This window comes from Novosphingobium sp. BAM6 (assembly GCF_057784955.1).
In genome coordinates this window covers 885,519-904,874 of the sequence record NZ_JBYNTR010000001.1, presented here as the reverse complement: position 1 = coordinate 904,874, position 19,356 = coordinate 885,519, and the positions used below count along the sequence as shown (strand labels likewise).

The window sequence follows — 19,356 nt, the reverse complement described above, 5'->3', positions numbered from 1 at the left end:
CTTAGTGCTGATAGCCCAATTTTGCGGGCAGGGGGACAGCCTCCCCACCATCGCGCAGGCTTATGCCGCTGCCTTCCACAACCTCACCAATGCGGACGAGCGTCTGGCCGAGGCGGTCCGCTTCGGCCAATAGCGCAGGTTCATTGGCGGCTGGCGCGGTGAACAGCAGTACATAGTCGTCACCCGCCGTCGCGGCGAAGAGGCGGCGTTCGCGGCTGTCTCCGGCTATGGCGCGAAACGGCACCGAAAGCGGCAGGCGCGCGAGGTCCACGGTCACACCTACGCCACTGGCCTCGGCCATGCGCGCCGCATCGACCAGCAGGCCGTCGGACACGTCCATCATTGCGCTGACATGCGGGGCAAGGGCAGGGCCGAGGCGACCGTCAGGGGTCGGTCGTCGATAGGCCTCGCACAGAGCTTTGGGCAGATGCGCGGTCTCGGCGGCGTCGAAACCATCGAGACCAAGGCGATGCGCCAGCCACAGCCCTGCATCACCCAGCGATCCCGCGACCCACAGCCCGTCCCCGGCCTGCGCACCCGAGCGCGAGGGCACCGGAACGCCGCCCTCGACCAGACCCAGCGCGGTCAGCGAGAAGCTTCGCGCCGAGCCCTGCGGCATACGCACGGTATCGCCGCCCAGAACCGGCAGGCCGAAATGGCGGCAGGCAAGGCCCAACCCCTCGACGAAGCGCGCATCCCATTCGGGCGCACCCAGCGCGTGCGATGTCAGGCAGCCGAGCGGTCCGGCGCCCTTGGCGGACAAGTCCGAGGCGTTCACCGCCACCAGCTTCCACGCCACCGTTTCGGGCGGATCATCGGGCAGGAAGTGGACGCCCTCGACGATGGTGTCCATCGTCAGCACCAACTGGCCATGGCCGAGCGGCAGCACGGCGGCATCGTCCGACAGTCCGCGCGCGGCAGGGTCGGTGGCGATGGCGCGCAGGGCGTCGATAAAGGCGAACTCGCCGCTCATGGCATCAATTCCCGAGCAGCGATCCGCAAATTCAGCGAACCGACTTGCCGACCGCGTCGAGCACGCCGTTGACGAACTTCGCCTCGCGCTCGTCGAAGAAGGCATGGGCGACGTCGACATATTCGCTGATCGCTGCGGCCATCGGCACGTCGGCGCGCGCCATCAGCTCGTAGGAACCCGCACGCAGGATCTGCAGCATGGTCTTGTCGAGCCGGTGCAACGACCAGCCCTCGGCGAGCTTGGACGACAGGATTTCGTCGATCTCGTCACGGCGGGCGATGGTGCCCTTCACCACGTCGTCGAAGAAGGCGGTCTCGCCCTTGACGCTCTCGTCCTCGGCGAGCACCGCGCCGCCGCGATGGCGGTGGAACTCGTCGAGCAGGATGGCGAGCGGGGTCGCTTCCATCTGGAACTGGTAAAGCGCCTGAACGGCGGCGAGGCGGGCAGCGGCGCGGTCGCGCTTGCTGGAGGGAGTTGCGGCGGTCATAGGCCAAGTCTCAATTCGATCGAGCGCGCATGCGCGGGAAGCCCTTCCGCATCGGCAAGGGCAATGGCGGCGGGGCCGACGGCTTGCAGCGCGGCCTCGTCAAGCTGGATGAAGCTGGTGCGCTTCATGAAATCGAGCACCGAAAGTCCCGAGGAGAACCGCGCCCGGCGCCCGGTGGGCAGCACGTGGTTCGGTCCGGCGACATAATCGCCCACGGCTTCGGGGGTCATGCGGCCGAGGAACACCGAGCCTGCATGGCGGATGCCGCGCATCAGTGCTTCGGGATCGTCGGTGGCGATCTCGACATGTTCGGCGGCAAGACGGTTGGCGAGCGCGGGCGCTTCGTCGAGGCTTTCCACCTCGATGATGACGCCATGCGCGTCCCAACTGGCCTTCGCGGTGCGCGCGGTCGGCAGCATGGCGATCTCGACCCCGACGCGGTCGGCCACGGTATCGGCAAACAGCGCATCGTCGGTGATGAGGATCGACTGCGCGGCAGGATCATGCTCGGCCTGGCTGAGCAGATCGACGGCGGTCCACTCGGGGTCGTTCTTCCCATCGGCGATGACGAGAATTTCGCTGGGGCCTGCCACCATGTCGATGCCGACGACGCCGTAAAGCTGGCGCTTCGCCTCGGCCACCCAGGCATTGCCGGGGCCGGTGACGACATCGACGGGCGCGATCTTCTTGGTGCCATAGGCCAGCGCGCCCACGGCATGGGCACCGCCCACGCGCCACAGCTCGTCCACGCCTGCCAGATGCGCGGCGGCGAGCACGAGCGGATTGACCTGGCCCTTGGGGGTCGGCGTGACGACGACCAGCCGTTCGACGCCTGCGACCTTGGCCGGAATCGCGTTCATCAGCAGCGAGGAAGGATAGGCCGCGCGGCCACCCGGCACATAGAGCCCGGCCGCATCCACGCCCCGCCAGATCGCGCCGAGGCGCACACCGGTCTCGTCGACATAGTCGCGGTTTTCCGGCAGCTGCGCCTCGTGATAGGCGCGGATGCGCTGGGCGGCGAGTTCGAGCGCGGCGCGCAGATCCGGCTGGAGCGCATCGAAGGCCTCGCGGCACTCGGCAGCCTCGATCCGCCAGCCGGTCTGATCGAGATCATGACCATCGAAGCGGCGGGTGTAATCCGCCAGCGCCTCGTCGCCGCGATTGCGCACATCGGCGAGGATCAGCGCAACGTCGCGGGCGATATCGTCACCGCTCTCGCGGCGATCGCGGACCAGACGCTCGAACGCCTGAGTGAAATTGGGATCGCGGGTGGAGAGGCGCAGCATTTACAGCGCCACTTCCGGCTCGGCAGCGACCAGTTCGCGGAACGCATCGACCAGCGCGGCGACGCGTTCGTCGGTCTTGAGTGCGGCACGGTTGACGATCAGGCGCGCGGAAATTTCGAGGATATGGGCGGTTTCGACCAGCCCGTTTTCCTTGAGCGTGCGCCCCGACGACACCAGATCGACGATCCGGCTCGACAGGCCGAGCGAGGGCGCCAGTTCCATCGCACCGTTCAGCTTCACCACCTCGGCCTGCACGCCCAGCTTCTCGAAGTGGCGGCGGGTGAGGTTGGGATACTTGCTCGCAATGCGCAGGTGCGAGGGCAGCACGGCAGATTCCTGCCCAACCGGCTCGGCTACCGACAGGCGGCAGTGACCGATGTTGAGATCGACCGGGGCGTAAAGGTCGGAGTAGTTGAACTCTTCCACCACGTCCGAACCAACGATGCCGACCTGCGCAGCGCCATGCGCCACGAACGTCGCGACGTCGAACGCGCGCACGCGGATCAGGCGCATGTCGCTGTTCTCGCACGCGAAAGAAAGCGCGCGGGACTTCTTGTCGTGGAACTCGGCCTCGGGCACCACGCCGGCGCGCGCCATCAACGGCAGCGCCTCGTCGAGAATGCGCCCCTTGGGCACGGCGAAAGTCAGCGGTTCGGGCATAGCCCGCGCATGTACGCAAGCCCCCGGCAAAGGGCAACCGGGTTAACGCCCCCGATTGCCTCTATATTGCACGTTCCGCTTGCTCTTCGCGCCTACTCGCCGGGTGCGCGGGCCTTGATGGCGACGGCGTGGACGCGATTTCCGGGAATGTCTCCGAGCGCGGCATTGACCATGCGCTGGCGCTGGAGGCGCGAAATCCCGGCGAAGGCCGCGCTTTCGATCTCGATGGTGAAGTGCGATTCGCCGCTGCCGTCATCGCCCATATGGCCGCTGTGCTGGGCGGAATCGTTGGAGACGACGAGCGATGTCGGGGCGAGCACGGCGGTCAGGCGCGCGTGCATTTCCTGTGCGAGAGGTCCGGTCATGGGGTTTCATTTAGCGCCAAGTGCCTCCATCTTGAAGCCGGTGATGAGACACGACAGATTTCATGGGCGCCATCGCACCGCCGGACGCGGATGTTCCTGGCCGGGCTGCGAGGAGGCGGGGGAGTTCCGGGCGCCGGGCGGACGGGCGCCCGGCTTCGACGGGCCGGGCGATTATCGCTGGATGTGTCTGGAGCATGTGCGCCAGTTCAACTCGGGCTACGACTATTTCGAGGGCATGGCGGCCGAGGAGATCCTGCGCGCGCAGTCGCCGATCCATGGCTGGGACACGCATTCGCGCGCCTTTCGCGCCGATGCGGGGGTGGATGGCGTACCGCGCTGGGCGGACTTTTCCGATCCTCTCGAAGCGATCAGCGGACGCGCCCGCGCGCATGTCCGTCGTCGTCGGGAAGAGATGGCCCGTGCCGAGGCCCGACCCTCGCGGTTCTCGCCCGGCGAATGGCAGGCGATGGAGACGCTGGGTCTGGAGGCGGATGCCGACCGCAAGACGCTGCGCCTGCGCTACACGCGGTTGCTGCGCCAGTATCACCCCGACCACAACGGCGGCGACCGCAGCCACGAGGCGCGCTTGCAACAGGTGGTGGAGGCCTACCAGACGCTGCGCGGCGCAGCAGCGTTCCGCGCCGAGGCGTAGGTGGTTTGGGCAGGTTGGCGTCAACTGAACGAGGAGAAGAGTGAGAAACGGTCACACGACCGAGCACTCCATCTTCGTCATTCCCGCGAAGGCGGAAATCCAGTCAGCGCAGCGCTTCGAATCCGAGTTCGCGCCACTCGGGATTTCCAGCTTTTCGATAAGCCGGTGTTTCCGGAACCGGTGCCATATCTCGATCCGCGTGTGCTGGACCAGATTTGAGGTGGTGCCGGTGTGGAGCGTGCCGTCTGACGCCGATGCGAAGACGAAAACATCCTCTATCGTGACGTCGCTTCTGGATTCCCGCCTTCGCGGGAATGACGAAGAAGGGTGGGATGCGGTCGTTCTCATAATGCCGTCATCCCAGCGAAAGCTGGGATCGCTCTCGGTCAAACGAGACGGTCGAACAGATCGCGCCATCCGGGATTGTGCTTTTCGACTTCCGGCGCGGTGCTGCATCATCCGCGACGCAGGAATGCAGGTCCAGCCTCCCATCCCGCTATCGTTACATAATGCCGGAAGCGATCCCAGCTTTCGCTGGGATGACGACAGGATTTTAATGTCCGCTCGGGGGCGTCTGCCGACAGACCATCCAAATCTGCCTGTGCCACTTCCAGTCTCACCCCTCGCACAGCTTGGCAAGCTGCTCGGCGGCGGCGGTCCAGCCGGGGGTGAAGCCCATTGCTTCGTGCGCGTCGCGGTCTTCCGCGCGCCAGTGGCGGGCGCTGGCGGTGTAGCGCGTTCCCTCGTCTTCGGGCGCGATTTCCCACACGCCGATCATGAACGGTCCGGCAGGATGAAGCGTGGAGGTGATCGCATCGGTGGTCACGAAGCGCACGCCGGGTTCGAAGGCGAGATAGATGCCGTCCTGCGGGATCGTCTCGCCGTCCGGCCCGTGCATCGTCATCCGCAAGGCGCCGCCGGGGCGGTGGTCCTGCTCGATCACCGAGACGCGCCACGGGGCGGGGCACCACCATTCCTCGATCCGCGCGACCATGGCATGCCACACCGCCTCGGGCGGCGCGGCGATATACCGGGTGATCGACAGATCGAAAGGCCCCTCGGTCGCTCCGGTCATTTCTTCATCTCCGCGATCAGCGCGTTGTCGATGGCCTTGGCCGCCTTGTAGGCAGGGCGCGCCTGCAGGCGTTCGGCATAGGCCACGAAAGCCTCGACCGGCGGCATCGTCCCGAAAGTCAGCCCCCAGTCCACCGCGCTGCCTACATAGACATCCGCCATCGTGAAACGCGCACCACACACGTAATCGCGATTGGCCAGATGCGTCTCCAGCGTGGTCATCGTGCGTTCGTAGCTGCCGAAGCCGACCATGCCCTTCTGTTCGGGCGCGGGCTCGAACTTGAGCGCGCGGGCCGTCACCGCCTGTTCGACCGGTCCCGCCGCAAAGAACGTCCAGCGCAGGTAATCGGCGATCTCGGGCGGGGTCGGCAAGAGGTTCGCCTGCGGATGCATCTCCGCGAGATAGAGACACACCGCCGCCGCCTCGCTCACCACCCGGTTCTCGCCCGCGACATGGTGGACGAGCGTGGGCACCTTGCCCATCGGGTTGATCGCCAGCAGCGCCTCGGGCTTGGCGCGCCAGTCGACCAGCACCTGCGTATAGTCGGCACCCGCCTCGTGAAGCGCCCAGCGCGCGATCTGCCCGCGCGACATGGGGTTGGTATAGAAGGTGTATTCGGCCAAGGCTTGCGTGCTCCGCTGCGAGGAAATGGGGGAAGGATCGAGGAAGGGCGCCTGCTCAGATCGCGACGAGTTGCGGCCCGACCAGCCCGAAGGCCGCGCCTTGCGGATCGGCGGCCAGCACGATCCAGTCACCGCCCGGCACCTCATGCGGCCCCATGAAGACCTGTCCGCCGTTCGCCACCACCGCCTCTGCCGCTGCCGTGATCGAGGGAACCCCGAAATAGAGCGTCCAGAGCGCCGGATGCTCGGGGTTGCGGCTCTGCCAGATTGCGCCGACCCGCAGGCCCGCGTGATCGATAAAGCGATATTCGCCCAGCTCGCCCATATCCATCGCCTCGTCGAACACGAAGCCGAAGTGCCTGGTATAGAACGCCTGCGCGCCTGCCTGATCGGGGCTGGCAAGTTCGTTCCAGCGGACGTGCTGCACCGCATCGGGCGAGAACACGTCGCTGCGCTCGCCCTCGCGCCCCGGCACAGGCACCGGCGCCATCACATAGAACGGCACCCCTTGCGGATCGGCGAGCATGGCAATGCGCCCGACCTCCAGATCGGCAGGCGGCATGAGGACATGCGCGCCATCCTCGGCCATTGCCGCCACGGCCACATCGACGTCGATCACATGGAGGTACGGCATCCAGCAGGGGCGGGTGCCCTGTTCGACCATCGCGGTACTGAGCGTCAGCACGCCCCCGGCAAAACCACCGTCGGCGCGGCCGATCATGCGATAGTCGATATCTCCGGCGACCGGCGCCGCCGCGCCTATCGTCCATCCCACCACCGCGCCATAGAAGGCAGCGGCCGCATCGGGATCGGGGGTCATCAGTTCGTACCAGATGAAGCTTCCGGCAGGGTTCAGCATCCTAGGAGGGCCTTTCGTGTCGGAGGAATGGAAGTCAGGGGGACAGGACGAGCGCGGGCACGAAGCCGCCGTAGATCATGCGGGCACCGTCGAAGGGCATCGGGGCGTCCTCCGGGAAAAAACGCGGATCGCTTTCCATCGCTGCAAAGCAACGGTCGCGCGTGGCCTTGTCGGGCCATTCGATCCAGCTGAAGACCACCGCCTCGCCATCACCGGCCTCGACCGACCGGTAGAAGTCGGTGCGCTTGCCGGGCGGCACATCGTCGCTCCAGCACTCGACCACGCGCAGCGCGCCATATTCGAGGAAGAGCGCATCCATCGTGCGGGCGTGTTCGTAAAAGGCCTCCCGTCCGATCACCGGGACGGGAATGACGAAGCCATCGACATAGCCCAGCCCCTGTCCGGGCTGAGGGACGATACCTTCTGCGGAAATGCTCTCATCGGACACTTGGACTTCTCCCGGTCGATTCGCAGTTCTGAAGCGAGAGTGCGCGTGCTCTCCCGGCTTGGCAATCGCGTTCGCACCGGTGCCCGCGCCGATACCCGCCACTCTATATCGCATCTGCACGCAAAGGGTGTTGCGAGCGCTCGCCCCGTCCGTTAGTCGGGTGGGCAAGATGACCGACAGCGCAAAGATTCACACCGAAAGCCGCGACAAGACTGTCCTGGCCGCCCCCGACATCGAACTGGACGTCCGCGAGACCTTCGGGATCGACATCGACATGATGGTGCCCGCCTTCTCGCAGGCAGACGAGCGCGTGCCCGATCTCGACGAGACCTATGTGTTCGATCCGGACACCACGCTCGCGATTCTGGCGGGCTTTGCCTATAACCGCCGCGTGATGGTGCAGGGCTACCACGGCACCGGCAAGTCGACCCATATCGAGCAGGTGGCCGCACGCCTCAAGTGGCCGTGCATCCGTATAAACCTCGATGCGCATATCAGCCGTATCGACCTGATCGGTCGTGATGCCATCGTCCTGCGCGATGGGCTTCAGGTTACGGAATTCCGCGAGGGCCTGCTCCCCTGGGCGCTCCAGCACCCGGTCGCGCTGGTGTTCGACGAGTACGACGCGGGCCGTCCGGACGTGATGTTCGTGATCCAGCGCATCCTCGAAACCGAGGGCAAGCTGACGCTGCTCGACCAGAACCGCGTGATCCGTCCCGATGCGAACTTCCGCCTGTTCGCCACCGCCAACACGGTCGGCCTTGGCGACACTTCGGGCCTCTATCACGGCACCCAGCAGATCAACCAGGGCCAGATGGACCGCTGGAACATGGTCGTGGGTCTGAACTACCTGCCCGAAGACACCGAGGTCGCCATCGTTTCCAAGAAGGTGCCCAAGGTTTCGGAAAAGACCATCGCCGACATGGTGAAGGTGGCGGACCTGTCGCGCCGCGGCTTCATGAACGGCGATATCTCGACGGTGATGAGCCCGCGCACAGTCATCACCTGGGCGCAGAACGCGGCGATCTTCAGCGACGTGGGCTTCGCCTTCCGCCTCTCGTTCCTCAACAAGTGCGACGAGACCGAGCGCGTTCTGGTGGCCGAATACTACCAGCGCGTCTTCGGCACCGATCTGCCCGAAAGCGTGGTCGGGAAAGCCTGATTGGGCGACTGATAGACGAACAGGGAAGGGAGGCTGCGGCCTCCCTTTTTTATTAGCGATGCGAGGACAGTCCCATCTCCGTAAGCCCGTATATCCCGGCGCACCCTCCTTACATCACGCAGCGCCACCCTCACGTCATCCCAGCGAAGGCTGGGATCGTTATGGGCTGGGTACGAACTCGAAGCGATCCCAGCCTTCGCTGGGGTGACGACCGGACTTAAGGCTGGATTTGAGCCCGAACTTGAGCCCGGATTTTCCTACAGACGCAGCTTGATCTATTTCCGATGGATGCCCGCAATTCGCCCTGACATGTTCGGCAAACCTGTTCTGCGTTCACGCCGCAGAGCCAGGCTGGCCGCCCGCAAAGTGACACTTTCTCCCGGAATTGCGCGTCTTCCTCTGAACCGTGTCAACTGTGTCAACCAGAGTGTCACCTTGCGTGGAAGCAATTTACTCGTCCGGGTACGTCGCCTTCACGAAATAGAGCCCATCCGGCGGCGCATTCAGGCCCAGCGCCTGCCGGTCGCGCGCTTCCAGTGCCTCGCCCATCTGCGCCTCGCTCCACCGGCCCATGCCGACCAGCGCGAGACAACCGACCATCGAGCGCACCTGATGGTGCAGGAAGCTGCGCGCCTCCGCTTCGATCAGCACCATCTCGCCCTCGCGGCGCACGTCGAGCCGGTCGAGAGACTTCAATGGCGAGGCGGACTGGCAATGGGCGGAGCGGAAGGTGGTGAAATCGTGCCGTCCAACCAGCGCCTGCGCCGCGCGGTGCATTGCCGCTGCGTCAAGCGGCTGCATCACCTGCCAGGCCTTGCCGCGCTCCAGCGTCAGCGGCGCCCGGCGGTTGGCGATACGGTAGATATAGGCGCGGCCGGTACAGGAAAACCGCGCGTGCCAATCGTCCGCCACCTCGATACAGTCGAGCACGGCGATCGGGTCGGGACGCAGCCTGGCATTGAGCGCTTCGCGCAAGCGGAACGCACCGAGCGGCTTGTCGATCTCGATATGCGCGCGCATGCCCAGCGCATGGACCCCCGCATCGGTGCGACCGGCGGCATGCATGATCACCGGATGTCCGCACACCGCTTCGGCAGCCTCTTCCACTGCCTGTTGCACGGACGGCCCGTGCGACTGACGCTGCAGCCCCATGAACGGGGCGCCGTCGAACTCCAGAGTCAGTGCGAAACGGGTCACGAGAGCTGCGTTCCCGCCGGGATCGGGCGTCCCCGCAGCAGGTCTGCCGCGGCCATCGCCGGCTTGCCTGCGCGCTGGATCGTCACGATTTGCAGCGCACCAGTGCCGCACGCCACCGTCAGCGCATCGTCCAGCGTCGTTCCCGGCGCACCTGACATATCCGTTACCACCTCGGCGGCGAGCACCTTGTAACGCTCGCCTTCCAGCTCGAAGAAGGCCCCCGGCGCCGGGACGAAGGCCCGGACCTGCCGCTCGGCCGCCTCGGCGTCCTGCGAAAAGTCGAGGCGCGCTTCGGCCTTGTCGATCTTGCTGGCGTAGGTCACGCCCTCTTCGGGCTGGACGACGGCACGGTGGACCGCGAGATCGCGCAGCGTCTCGACCATCAGCCGCGCACCGCGTTCCGCCAGTTCCTGCGTCAGTTCGCCTGCCGTCTTGCGCTCGACGGGCGTGCGCAGCGTCGCCAGCATCGGCCCGGTGTCGAGCCCGCTCTCCATCTGCATGATGGTGATGCCGGTAGTCGGATCGCCGCTGAGGATCGCGCGCTGGATCGGCGCGGCACCCCGCCAGCGCGGCAGGATCGAGGCATGGATGTTGAGGCAGCCAAGCCGCGGAGCATCGAGCACCGCGCGCGGCAGGATCAGGCCGTATGCGGCAACCACCGCGATATCCGCCGCCAGCGCCGCGAAGGCTGCCTGCTCGTCTGCGCCTTTCAGCGAGACCGGGTGGCGCACCTCAAGACCAAGCCGTTCCGCTTCTCGCTGGACCGGGGAGGGCGTCAGTTCTCGTCCGCGCCGACCGCCGGGGCGTGGCGGCTGGCTGTAGACCGCGACGATCTGATGTCCCGCCTCATGCAGTGCCAGCAGCGCGGGCACTGCGAAATCGGGCGTTCCCATGAAAATGATGCGCATGACTGGGGAAACTCCGAGGTTCGAGGGCAGGGCAGTACAGACAGGCACTATCGCCGGGTCGGCGCAGGCCCTATCTGCCTGAGGATGGCATCGCAAGAGATCGAGACGCTGACCGCCGCGCTTTCGCGCCTTCCCGGCCTCGGGCCGCGCTCCGCCCGTCGGGCGGTGCTCTGGCTCATCAAGCGCCGCGAGACCGCACTGGTGCAGGTGCTCGATGCGCTGGAGGCCGTTCGTGGCGCGCTGGTCGAGTGCGGGACCTGCGGTAATATCGATACCACCAACCCTTGCGCGATCTGCGCCGATCCCCGCCGGGATGTCCGCTCGATCTGCGTGGTGGAGGAAGTGGCCGACCTGTGGGCACTCGACCGCGCGCGCCTGTTCACCGGGCGCTATCACGTCCTTGGCGGCAGGCTCTCGGCGCTCGACGGCATTCGCCCCGAAGACCTCGCCATCGACAGCCTTCTGCGTCGGGTCGAAGCAGGCGGTATCGACGAAGTGCTCCTCGCCATGAACGCCACGCTCGAAGGCCAGACCACCGCGCACTACATCGCCGAACGGCTGGAGGCCATGCCCGTCCGCGTCACGCAACTGGCGCATGGCGTCCCGGTCGGCGGCGAACTCGATTATCTCGACGAAGGCACGCTGGCACAGGCGATCCGCGCGCGCAGGCCGGTGATCTGACAGGCCGTTTCGTACCGCGCCTTATCCGATCACGTTGATCGCAAGCGCCCGGATTGCGGAATCGCGACGATGCGCTTATTTAGAGCGCATGGCTATCCGTGAAATCATCGAAGTTCCCGACCCGCGCCTGAAGCAGGTCTCCAAGCCCGTCGAAACGTTCGACGACGAGCTGCGCACGCTCGTCGAGGACATGTTCGAGACGATGTACGATGCCCCCGGCATCGGCCTCGCCGCGATCCAGGTTGGCGTGCCGCTGCGCGTGCTCGTCATCGACCTGCAGCCCGACGATACGGATGCGGAGCCGGAGAAGTGCCACTCGCACGGCGATCACGAGCACTATCACCAGCCCACCAAACGCGAGCCGCGGGTATTCATCAACCCCGAGATTCTCGATCCTTCGGAAGACTATTCGGTCTATTCCGAGGGTTGCCTCTCGGTGCCCGAGATCTTCGCCGAGGTTGAGCGTCCGGCACGAATTCGTGCCCGCTGGCAGGACCTCGACGGCACTGTCCATGAAGAGGTCATGGACGATCTGATGGCGACCTGCCTCCAGCACGAGATGGACCATCTCGAAGGTATCCTGTTCATCGACCACCTCTCGCGCCTCAAGCGCCAGATGGCCCTCAAGAAGCTCGACAAGCTGCGCAAAGCGGCCTGATCCGCCAATCTGGTGGAAATCCTGCAATAGAGACTGGCGTTCCCTGAATGTTCCCGATAAGCTCGGGACATGCAGGGAATCGTCTTCGCCATTGTCGCGCTCGTCATCGGTCTCGTTCTGGGTTGGGTCTTTGGCTCACGACCCGGCGCACAATGGCGGGCGATGGCCGACGCGCGCGAAAAGGAAGCGCGCGAGGCCGATGGCAGGTATCTGCGCGCCTTCGCCGAACTTGAGGCGGCGCGTGAAAGAGCCAGCCGGGTAGACGAACTGACTACGACCCTTGAACGGGCGAGAGCGGAACACGCGTCGCAGACCGAACGCCTCCGCGGCGAAAGCGTCGCAACGCTTCAACAGACCCGCAGCGAACTGGAGCAGGCGCACGAGCGCACCCGTGTGGAGCATGCCCAGCGCATCGGCGTATTGCTGGGTGAGCAACGCGCACTTTCCGATGAGCTCTCGACCCTGCGCGAAAAGACCGCGAACTTTGATGAGCAAAAGCGCCTGCTGATCGAAGCGCAGGAAGGCTTGCGCAAGGAGTTCGAGAACGCCGGTGCCAAGGTGCTGGCAGGTGCGCAGGAAGCGTTTCTCCATCGCGCCGGTGCGCGTTTCGAGGAAAGCGAAAAGGCGAGTGCAGAGCGCATCGCAACTTTGCTCGCACCTGTCGGTGAGCGCTTGAAGAGCTATGAATTGCAGGTCGCCACGCTGGAAAAGCAGCGCACCGACGCCTTCGCCACGCTGACGGGGCAACTTGTCGAACTCAGCGCAGGCCAGGAACGCGTGCGTGCCGAAGCCGCCCGCCTCAGCAACTCGCTTCGTAATGCCCCCAAGGCGCGCGGGCGCTGGGGCGAGCAGCAGCTGAAAAACGTGCTCGAACAGTGCGGCCTGACCGAGCATACCGATTTCGAGACCGAACAATCGATCGAGACCGAGGATGGGCGGCTTCGTCCTGACGCGATCGTGCGTGTACCCGGCAACAAACAATTGGTCATCGACGCCAAGGTTTCGCTGAACGCCTATCAGGATGCGTTCGAAGCTGAGGACGAAACACGCCGGGCGGCCTTTCTCGATCAGCACGCCGCTTCGATGCGCAATCACATTCAGACGCTGGGCGCCAAGAGCTATCAGAGCCAGTTCGAGAATGCGCCGGATTACGTCATCATGTTCGTGCCCGGCGAGCATTTCATCGCCGCCGCGCTCGATCACGATTCCGGGCTGTGGGACTATGCTTTCGACCGCAAGGTGCTGCTGGCAAGCCCGACCAACCTTGTCGCGATCTGCAGGACAATCGCACAGGTCTGGCAGCAGGAGGGGTTGGCACGCGAAGCACGCGAAATCGGCAAACTCGGCAGCGATCTCTACGATAGTCTCGCCAAGACGCAGGACGACCTTGGCAAGGTAGGTGTGCACCTCGGACGTGCAGTGAACAGCTTCAACGACTTCGCGCGAACCTATGACGGCAATGTCCTGAGCCGGGCCCGCCGCCTCAGCGAGAAGCACATCAAGATCGGCAAGCGCGAAGTCTCCGATGAAGTCGCGCTGGTGGAAACGAGCCCGCGTTATGGGACTGCGGCAGATAGTGCTGAAGCATCAGACGCTGACCTGCCGCGTATTGCCGCAGCCGAATGACCGCCCGTATGAAACCGGAGCGCGAAATCGCGCTTCGGTTTTGAAATCTGGCTGCTTTGTAAATCGGTTCAGGTAGCTCAGACCTTGATGCGGGCCAGAGCTTCATAGGCGAGAACAGCTCCGGCAATGGCCGCGTTCAGGCTATCGGCACGGCCGAGCATCGGCATGGTGACGCGGATATCGCATGCCTTTTCATACGCCTCCGGCAAACCTTGCGATTCGTTGCCGACCATCAGGAAGCAAGGGGCCGTGTAAGCCGCATCACGATAGCCGGTAGGGTCACGCAGCGAGGCGGCTACGAGCTGGCCGGGACCAGAGCGCAGCCAAGGCTCGAACTCGTTCCACGAGGCCATGACCAGCTTCTGGGTGAAGATGGCACCCATGCTGGCGCGCACGGCCTCGACCGAGAAGGGGTCGGCGCAGTCGTCGATCAGGATCAGGCCGCCAGCGCCCACGGCATCGCCGGTCCGCAGCATAGTGCCCAGATTGCCCGGATCGCGCATCGCCTGCGCCACCAGCCAGATCGGGGCCGCATTGCGGTCAACGTTGGCAAGCGAAGTGTCGAACTCTGCGAAAACGCCTGCGACTGCCTGCGGGTTGTCCTTGCCCGTGACCTTGGCGAGGATCTCGACATCCATCTCGACGACATCGCCACCGGCAGCCAGCACGTCTGCTTCCAGTGCTTCGAGCAAAGGGTGCGGATCGCGCCCCGTGGCCATCACCAGGATTTCGGGAAGAATGCCGTTCTCGCGGGCATCGGTCAGCAGCCGCAGGCCTTCTGCGAGAAAGCGGCGCTCACGTTTGCGGTGCTTTTTCTCGCGCAGGCTGCGCAGAAACTTGACGAGCGGATTGGAAAAGCCCGTGATCGTACGGCGATGCATGGAAAAATCAGTCCTCGCCGAAGCCGTCGCGCACCAGCGCACCAAGCGTCTCCATCGCGTACTGCGCGCCATCGCCACGGCAGGCGATCTCGATGGTATCGCCCTTAGCGGCGCCCAGCATCATCAGTCCAAGAATGGAGTTACCGGCAGCTTCCGTACCGTCCTTGCTCACGATAACACCGACGGTTTCCGGCAACTCCGATACGTAATTGACAAATTTGGCACTGGCACGTGCATGCAGGCCGCGCTTGTTGACGATAAGGATCGTCTCGCGAAATTCGCTCATGCGTCCTGACCCAGATATTCGCTGGCGATGGTGATGTAGTTCCGGCCTGCATCCCGCGCGGCGGTCACGGCATCACGGACTGGCATACAGCGGCGCGCCTTGGCCAGGCGGATCAACATCGGCAGATTGATCCCCGCGATCACTTCGACTTTGCCCGCCTGCATAAGCGAAATCGCGAGATTTGAAGGCGTTCCCCCGAAAAGATCGGTCAGAACGATCACCCCTTCGCCCGAATCGACAGTAGAGATGGCATCTGCAATCTCGGAGCGGCGACGCTCCATATCGTCATTGGGGCCGATGCAGATGGTGGCAACTGCGGCCTGACTGCCCACGACATGTTCCATCGCATTGACGAATTCGACGGCAAGATTGCCGTGCGTGACGAGGATCATGCCGATCATTGGAAAAGAACGCTCCGAATTTCCTGCGAACGCATCCTGGTCCCAGTCTTTTGCTCAGTTGCCACGAGACAGTCCTCCTTCGAGAAGGTCTGCCGCTCTTGCCCCCAGGTTGCGGTGCAGCAATGTGGGCGAAAAACCCGCAAGACGCAAGACTTCGCCCATACGTTCGGCGGTAAAGACCGAGCGGTGTCGGCCGCCTGTGCAGCCGAAGGCGATCGTGACGTAGCTTTTTCCTTGCGCCTTGTAGCGCGGAAGCAACAGCAACAGCAGATCGCGGATTCGCTCGAAAGCCTCCCCAAACGACGGATCTTTTAGAATATATTCCCCCACAGGCGCGTCCTGCCCGGTCATCGGGCGCAGCACCGGATCCCAGTGCGGGTTATCGACAAAGCGCATGTCGAACACCAGATCGGCTAAAGGTGGCATGCCGCGCGAAAACCCGAAACTGGTGATGGTAATCGTCATTTCGGCAGGGGACTCGTCGCCAAAGCGGTCGCGAATAGCGCGCTGAAGGTCGTTCGAGGTGTAATCGCTGGTATCGATCAGTACGTCGGCCCAGCGGCGCAGCGGTGCCATCTGATCGCGTTCGGCGCGAATGCCCGCGCCAACAGGGTTATCATGCGCAAGCGGATGGCGGCGGCGCGTTTCGTTATAGCGACGTTCGAGTTCGGCAGACGTACAATCGAGGAACAGCGTAGTCAGTTCGACACTGCCGCGCTCAACCAGCGTCTTCACCTGCCGGATAATCCGCTGGGCATCGAAGCCGCGCGTCCTGGAATCGAAACCGATGGCCAGCGGGCCGGAGGTGTCGCTTTCCTCATGGTTCGCCGGGTCGAGAAGACGATCCAGAAGACGCACGGGGAAATTGTCGATAATCTCCCAGCCCAGATCCTCCAGCACCCGCAACGCGGTCGTCTTGCCTGCACCCAGCATGCCGGTCACCAGCAGGAGTTGCTGGCGATCCCGCTTCGCATCGCTGTCGGCAGATACTGCCTGAGGATGAACCGATAGACTGTCTTCACTCATGATCTTTATATCCGCGCCCGCCCGGAGCCGTCAGCAGTTGGCCCTACCTGATCGGCTTGTCCCTTCGCATCGTCACTCTCCCCGGAAAAGTCCATAGGCTTTGAGCGCAAGCTCAACCTTGATCGCCATCAGTGTCGCTTCCGTTGGCCAGATATCGAGGTGGGGAATCCGATATCCCAGAATATCACGCTTGCCTGCCGCCTCGATGAACCGCGGCGCGTCACCACTGAGCCTGATCGATAGCCCGACCGGCGCACTATCCAGCGGCGCTGTCGGCAAAAGCCCCAGATTACGTACTTCCAGCAGGCCAGTGGTGCGCGGATGGGGGCGAGCGAAAAGACATTCGCCGCTATCGTAGAGCAGCACTGAATCGTCGCCAATCAAGCGTGCGCCACGATCGATCAGCATCATGGCAAGGGAGGATTTTCCAGCCCCTGACACACCATCGATCAGCACAGCAATCCCATTGATGGCAACGGCCGTCAGTTGCTGAGCAGCCCCGGAGGTCTCGTACATATCGCCTCTTTCGGTATCGAGACTCATGGCGCGTCTTCCCAGGCAGGCAATGTCAGCTCGAAGCGCGCGCCCGCACTACCGTCATCGCGCGACATGGCGACCAGCCGCCCATAATGTGCCTCGACAATCGTACGTGCGATGGCCAGTCCCAACCCGCTGTGCCGCCCAAAGGCTTCGCCATCCGGGCGAAGCGAATGGAAGCGCTCGAAAATCCGCTCTCTCGCATCCTTTGGAATGCCGGGCCCATGATCGCTCACGGCGATGCGAACGCGATCGTCCCTGCGCGACAGGGCCACTTCGACGCTGGTATTTTCAGGAGAGAACGAGACCGCATTATCGAACAGGTTCTGCAGAACGCGAGCGAGCCGCGAAGCATCTCCGGGCACCAACAGATCCTGCGCGCCCTCTCGCCCGATCACAATACGGCAGGTTCCGTTCACGCCGCGCTGGTCGCGCTCTGCAACAAGAGCTCGAACCAGGCCGGTCATGTCTATGGGCTCGAAGGTGGTGCGGCTGAGTTGCGCATCGATGCGACTGGCATCGGCGATCTCGGTGATGAGAAAGTCGATACGACGCACATCGTCCTGTGCGACACCCAGCAACTGGCGCCGCAAGTCCGGCTGTTCGACCCGGTCCAGACTTTCCAGCGCGCTGCGTAGCGAGGTGAGGGGGTTCTTCAACTCGTGCGAAACGTCCGCCGCAAAACTCTCGACGTCGTCGATGCGCTGGCGCAGGGCGAGGCTCATGTCGGAGATGGCGCGGGCCAGCAGGCCGATTTCGTCACGGCGGTCGGGAAGACGCGGCACGATCACGCTGCGGTCGCGCCCGAGACGTACGCGTACGGCGGCGCGAACCAGTTTGCGTAACGGTTCGACAATGGTGCGGGCCAGGAACAGTGACAGCAGCACGGACACCGCCAAGGCTGCGCCGACGATGATGGCCAGCGTCTGGCGCGCCTCGCGCACGTTATCGGTAATGTCGCGGGCATTGCGGGTGGTCAGCAGGGCCTCGCCATCGGTTCCTACGGGCGTTGCGGCGATGATGACCGGGGTCTGATCCGGCGCTGCCATGTGCTGGATGCGTGTCTGGTGCGCCGCCAGTGCTTCGGCGATCTCTGGCCAGCTTGCCGCCCGATCTACAGCCGGGTCACGGTATGCGTCGAGCGGCCGCGAGCCGAGAATGACGTCCATCGCGCGATCCAGCATCCGCGCAGCATCCTGCACCCATGGCTCTCGCGAGGGGTCGACCAGCGTATAGGACGGCGGGGCGAGCGCGAAGCTGTCAGCGACAAGTTCGCCCTTGGCATCATATAGCCGCAATCGCAGGTGTTGCGTGGTGCCGATCCGGACCAGTAGGTCCAGCCGCTCGTAAGGGCTGCGCATGGCCAAAGCGCTCGCGGCAATCTCAGCTTCCGCACCAGCAAGGCGATAGCGTTCGGCCAGCAATTCGCGACGATAACTGTCGATATAGAACAGGCTGCCGGCCATCAGCGCCAGCGCGATCACATTCACGGCAAGTATGCGCGCGGTCAACGAGACCCGCCGCGAAATCCCGAAACGGGGTTTGAAAGGATGCCAGCCCGAAACGGGCCGCGCCTTAGCCATCGGCGAAGGCATAGCCAGCACCATAGAGGGTATCGATCGCGCTGAATTCCGGATCGACCTGCCGGAACTTGCGCCGCATGCGCTTGATGTGGCTGTCGATAGTGCGATCGTCGACATAGATATCGTCGTTGTACGCGGCGTCCATCAACTGGTTCCGGCTCTTGACCACGCCGGGGCGCGCGGCGAGCGCTTCGAGGATCAGAAATTCGGTCACGGTCAAAGACACCGCGCGTTCCCGCCATGTCACCATGTGGCGCGCCGGATCGAGTTGCAGGCGGCCGCGCACCACAGGGTCGGGAAGCGGCTCGTTTTCCGAGATGTCGCCTGCCTCGCGAGCCAGATCGCTGCGGCGCAGGATCGCGCGGATACGGGCGACCAGCAGGCGCTGGCTGAACGGCTTGGTGATGTAGTCGTCAGCACCCATCGCCAGCCCCAGCGCCTCGTCCGGCTCCTCGTCCTTCGATGTCAGGAAGATGACCGGCAGGCTGGACTTCGCTCGCAACGCCTGGAGAAGGGCGAGGCCGTCCATGCGCGGCATCTTCACGTCGAAGATGGCAAGGTCGGGCGGATTGTCGAGCAGGGCGCGTAGCGCGGTCGCACCGTCGGCATAGACGCGCGTTGCAAAGCCTTCTGCCTGCAACGAGATGGAGAGCGTCGTGAGAATATTCCGGTCGTCGTCGACGAGCGCGATCGTCTGCTGGCGTTTGGTCGCCTGCGATGGAGCGGAGAGCGACTCCGGCTGCGACTCCGGGGGGGCGGACGCGGACATGACGGACCCTGCAAACCTTCCTAACTCGCGGATTCGGCAGTGCATCGCTACCCGTCGAACCGCTGTCGTCTTCGGACTTGTGAGTAGCCCGCCCATGCCGCGCTGACAACGCGTGGAATATCGTTTGCAACACCCATTTGGACGCACTCTGCGTTCCATTCTGTGGGATTTGTGCACATTCTGCATCCGCCTGCCGCATCTTTCTTCCGAGGG

23 protein-coding genes are annotated in these 19,356 nt (G+C 64.3%); 5 read left to right on the top strand and 18 right to left on the bottom strand.

Annotated elements, in window-relative coordinates:
• Position 1: 1 nt before the first annotated feature.
• From thiL to AC3EC3_RS04305, 5 genes are all read right to left on the bottom strand, one after another.
• Positions 2-973 carry a thiamine-phosphate kinase gene (gene thiL / locus AC3EC3_RS04325; protein WP_488488422.1) on the bottom strand — a complete coding sequence of 324 codons (972 nt, stop codon included), beginning with the start codon at positions 971-973 and terminating at the stop codon, positions 2-4.
• Positions 974-1,004: 31 nt separating this feature from the next.
• Entirely contained in the window at positions 1,005-1,460 is a 456-nt protein-coding gene (gene nusB, locus AC3EC3_RS04320) for a transcription antitermination factor NusB (protein WP_488488421.1), read from the bottom strand.
• A complete protein-coding gene (gene hisD, locus AC3EC3_RS04315; RefSeq protein ID WP_488488420.1) occupies positions 1,457-2,746 on the bottom strand; it encodes a histidinol dehydrogenase in 1,290 nt (429 codons plus the stop codon). The genes nusB and hisD overlap by 4 nt, the downstream gene beginning before the upstream one ends.
• Positions 2,747-3,406 carry an ATP phosphoribosyltransferase gene (hisG, locus tag AC3EC3_RS04310; RefSeq protein WP_488488419.1) on the bottom strand — a complete coding sequence of 220 codons (660 nt, stop codon included), beginning with the start codon at positions 3,404-3,406 and terminating at the stop codon, positions 2,747-2,749.
• Between the two features lie 92 nt (positions 3,407-3,498).
• Positions 3,499-3,771, bottom strand: a complete 273-nt coding sequence (locus tag AC3EC3_RS04305) for a BolA family protein (RefSeq protein ID WP_260922686.1) — start codon at positions 3,769-3,771, stop codon at positions 3,499-3,501.
• A 43-nt stretch (positions 3,772-3,814) separates the two neighbouring features.
• Between AC3EC3_RS04305 and AC3EC3_RS04300 the strand changes: the two genes are divergently transcribed.
• A complete protein-coding gene (locus AC3EC3_RS04300) occupies positions 3,815-4,423 on the top strand; it encodes a DnaJ domain-containing protein (RefSeq protein WP_488488418.1) in 609 nt (202 codons plus the stop codon).
• A gap of 616 nt (positions 4,424-5,039) precedes the next feature.
• On the opposite strand, the gene AC3EC3_RS04295 is transcribed toward AC3EC3_RS04300, so the two are convergent.
• From AC3EC3_RS04295 to AC3EC3_RS04280, 4 genes are read right to left on the bottom strand one after another with little or no spacing between them, the layout of a single operon-like run.
• Positions 5,040-5,498 (bottom strand): SRPBCC domain-containing protein, encoded by a 459-nt coding sequence (locus AC3EC3_RS04295; protein ID WP_488488417.1) that lies wholly within the window; start codon positions 5,496-5,498, stop codon positions 5,040-5,042.
• Positions 5,495-6,121, bottom strand: a complete 627-nt coding sequence (locus AC3EC3_RS04290; protein ID WP_488488416.1) for a glutathione S-transferase family protein — start codon at positions 6,119-6,121, stop codon at positions 5,495-5,497. Before AC3EC3_RS04290 ends, AC3EC3_RS04295 begins: the two co-directional genes overlap by 4 nt.
• Before the next feature lie 55 nt (positions 6,122-6,176).
• Positions 6,177-6,980, bottom strand: a complete 804-nt coding sequence (locus AC3EC3_RS04285; protein ID WP_488488415.1) for a VOC family protein — start codon at positions 6,978-6,980, stop codon at positions 6,177-6,179.
• A gap of 34 nt (positions 6,981-7,014) precedes the next feature.
• Complete coding sequence (locus tag AC3EC3_RS04280) at positions 7,015-7,374, bottom strand: DUF1428 domain-containing protein (RefSeq protein ID WP_488489196.1); 360 nt, start codon at positions 7,372-7,374, stop codon at positions 7,015-7,017.
• 223 nt (positions 7,375-7,597) lie between these two features.
• On the opposite strand from AC3EC3_RS04280, the gene cobS reads away from it, so the two are divergent.
• Positions 7,598-8,590: a cobaltochelatase subunit CobS gene (gene cobS / locus AC3EC3_RS04275; protein WP_260922674.1), complete on the top strand. Its 993-nt coding sequence runs from the start codon at positions 7,598-7,600 to the stop codon at positions 8,588-8,590.
• A 450-nt stretch (positions 8,591-9,040) separates the two neighbouring features.
• Here the strand turns inward: cobS and truA are convergent, their stop codons facing one another.
• Positions 9,041-9,787 (bottom strand): tRNA pseudouridine(38-40) synthase TruA, encoded by a 747-nt coding sequence (gene truA, locus AC3EC3_RS04270; protein WP_488488414.1) that lies wholly within the window; start codon positions 9,785-9,787, stop codon positions 9,041-9,043.
• Positions 9,784-10,695, bottom strand: a complete 912-nt coding sequence (gene fmt / locus AC3EC3_RS04265; protein ID WP_488488413.1) for a methionyl-tRNA formyltransferase — start codon at positions 10,693-10,695, stop codon at positions 9,784-9,786. The genes truA and fmt overlap by 4 nt, the downstream gene beginning before the upstream one ends.
• Positions 10,696-10,779: 84 nt before the next feature.
• Between fmt and recR the strand changes: the two genes are divergently transcribed.
• The 3 genes from recR (at position 10,780) to AC3EC3_RS04250 (ending at position 13,660) form a co-directional block, all read left to right on the top strand.
• Positions 10,780-11,376 carry a recombination mediator RecR gene (recR, locus tag AC3EC3_RS04260; RefSeq protein WP_488488412.1) on the top strand — a complete coding sequence of 199 codons (597 nt, stop codon included), beginning with the start codon at positions 10,780-10,782 and terminating at the stop codon, positions 11,374-11,376.
• An 88-nt stretch (positions 11,377-11,464) separates the two neighbouring features.
• Complete coding sequence (locus tag AC3EC3_RS04255) at positions 11,465-12,034, top strand: peptide deformylase (protein ID WP_488488411.1); 570 nt, start codon at positions 11,465-11,467, stop codon at positions 12,032-12,034.
• Positions 12,035-12,103: 69 nt separating this feature from the next.
• Positions 12,104-13,660, top strand: coding sequence for a DNA recombination protein RmuC (locus AC3EC3_RS04250; RefSeq protein WP_488488410.1), 1,557 nt, complete (start codon positions 12,104-12,106; stop codon positions 13,658-13,660).
• Positions 13,661-13,737: 77 nt separating this feature from the next.
• Here AC3EC3_RS04250 and AC3EC3_RS04245 read toward each other — a convergent pair whose 3' ends face one another.
• The 7 genes from AC3EC3_RS04245 to AC3EC3_RS04215 form a co-directional block, all read right to left on the bottom strand.
• Positions 13,738-14,541 carry a TrmH family RNA methyltransferase gene (locus AC3EC3_RS04245; RefSeq protein WP_488488409.1) on the bottom strand — a complete coding sequence of 268 codons (804 nt, stop codon included), beginning with the start codon at positions 14,539-14,541 and terminating at the stop codon, positions 13,738-13,740.
• Between the two features lie 7 nt (positions 14,542-14,548).
• On the bottom strand, positions 14,549-14,827 hold the full coding sequence (locus AC3EC3_RS04240; protein WP_488488408.1) for an HPr family phosphocarrier protein: 279 nt from the start codon (positions 14,825-14,827) through the stop codon (positions 14,549-14,551).
• Positions 14,824-15,228: a PTS sugar transporter subunit IIA gene (locus tag AC3EC3_RS04235; RefSeq protein ID WP_488488407.1), complete on the bottom strand. Its 405-nt coding sequence runs from the start codon at positions 15,226-15,228 to the stop codon at positions 14,824-14,826. The genes AC3EC3_RS04240 and AC3EC3_RS04235 overlap by 4 nt, the downstream gene beginning before the upstream one ends.
• A gap of 54 nt (positions 15,229-15,282) precedes the next feature.
• Positions 15,283-16,254, bottom strand: a complete 972-nt coding sequence (gene rapZ, locus AC3EC3_RS04230) for an RNase adapter RapZ (RefSeq protein WP_488488406.1) — start codon at positions 16,252-16,254, stop codon at positions 15,283-15,285.
• 72 nt (positions 16,255-16,326) lie between these two features.
• The gene (locus AC3EC3_RS04225; protein WP_488488405.1) at positions 16,327-16,797 is read right to left on the bottom strand and encodes an HPr kinase/phosphorylase; all 471 of its coding nucleotides are present in this window, start codon (positions 16,795-16,797) and stop codon (positions 16,327-16,329) included.
• Positions 16,794-18,386: a sensor histidine kinase gene (locus tag AC3EC3_RS04220; RefSeq protein WP_488488404.1), complete on the bottom strand. Its 1,593-nt coding sequence runs from the start codon at positions 18,384-18,386 to the stop codon at positions 16,794-16,796. Before AC3EC3_RS04220 ends, AC3EC3_RS04225 begins: the two co-directional genes overlap by 4 nt.
• Complete coding sequence (locus AC3EC3_RS04215; RefSeq protein WP_488488403.1) at positions 18,367-19,143, bottom strand: response regulator transcription factor; 777 nt, start codon at positions 19,141-19,143, stop codon at positions 18,367-18,369. Before AC3EC3_RS04215 ends, AC3EC3_RS04220 begins: the two co-directional genes overlap by 20 nt.
• Positions 19,144-19,356 lie beyond the last annotated feature (213 nt).